General features: G+C 36.8%; 1 protein-coding gene. It reads left to right on the top strand.

Going from position 1 to position 1,300, the window contains the following annotated elements; genetic code table 11:
- The first annotated feature begins 212 nt into the window (after window positions 1-212).
- Entirely contained in the window at window positions 213-1,181 is a 969-nt protein-coding gene (locus tag DFQ03_RS00860; protein ID WP_133671149.1) for an IS110 family RNA-guided transposase, read from the top strand.
- Window positions 1,182-1,300 lie beyond the last annotated feature (119 nt).

The following is a 1,300-nucleotide window of genomic DNA, read 5'->3' as shown; positions in this document are numbered from 1 at the left end:
CTTAAGTTTGATTCCCTAACTTTTAGGATATAAATCAGAAAGAACAAAAGAGAGAATTAAGGTTACTATATACGGTGAAGCTTCAGACTTCGACAACATTGATAATCCTCTCTCTTTTACTACTCAGATCACGTTCAGTTCTGTGAGACTTTAGATCTCGTTTTCAAGTTGTTGTGAGCAGAAGTAGCTGGTTCTTTCATAAAACATTTCTTATGAATAAATATAAAGAAACTTTTGGAGTTGACATCAGTAAAGATGTTTTTGATGTACATGGTAGTAACCAAGGTCACGACCAGTATAAGAACGATGAAATTGGATTTAAGAAATTCCTTAAGGAACTGCCCAAAGGTTCATTGGTCGTTATGGAAGCTACAGGTTATTATCATTACAGACTTGCACAGTTTCTTTACAAAAATGAAGTGGTAGTTTCAGTAGTAAACCCATTATCTATAAAGCGGTTCATTCAAATGAAACTGGCAAAGGTAAAAACGGACAAAAGCGATGCCAAGGCTATATGTGAATATGCCCTGATCAACGAGGTTCCTATTTATAATGCCTTAACAGATACCCAGAGCGAATGTTTACAGTTGTTCCGGTTATTGGATACCTATTTAAAGCAACGTACGGCAACCAAGAACAAGATACATGGGGAAGCAGTTTTAGGTATACCCTCAAAGTTTGTTTATCGTTCCTTGATACGTAACAAGAAACAGCTCAATAAAGAGGTAGCCGCTATCGAATCAAAGATTTTGTCATTGGTGAAAGAGGATCAACAAGAACAATTGACCTTGTTGACCTCGATACCAGGTTTAGGGCAGAAGACCGCCTTATTCCTGATAGTTGTTACGGATGGTTTTAGCAAATTCGAAACGGCATCACAGCTTTGTAGTTACGTTGGTATTACCCCAACGATACGAGAGTCGGGGAGCAGTGTAAGAGGTCGAGCGCGAATAAGTAAGGTCGGTAATAGAAAGCTTCGCAATCTATTGTTTCTATGTTCTTTTAATGCCTGTAAACAAAACAAGGCTTGCAAGGAAGTTTATGAGCGAATCGTGAACAAAGGAAAGAGTAAGAAACTAGCATTGATAGCAGTTGCTAACAAACTACTCAAACAGTCTTTTGCTATTGCAAAATCTGGTAGACCATATGATGAAACTTACGTTTCCATACTGCCAAGATAAATAGAAGATAGATTGAATAAAAAAAGCTCAAAGAATCTGTTTTTTGAATCTATGAGCGTGGAATAATAATGTCTCAAATTAAGGAAGAATTTGTTTGTTTTTTACCTCAGTTCTTTGTT

The sequence above is a fragment of the Maribacter caenipelagi genome (assembly GCF_004364175.1).
Lineage (GTDB): Bacteria > Bacteroidota > Bacteroidia > Flavobacteriales > Flavobacteriaceae > Maribacter > Maribacter caenipelagi.
Note: the sequence above shows the minus strand (reverse complement) of the source record. Positions and strands in the feature narration are given on the sequence as shown.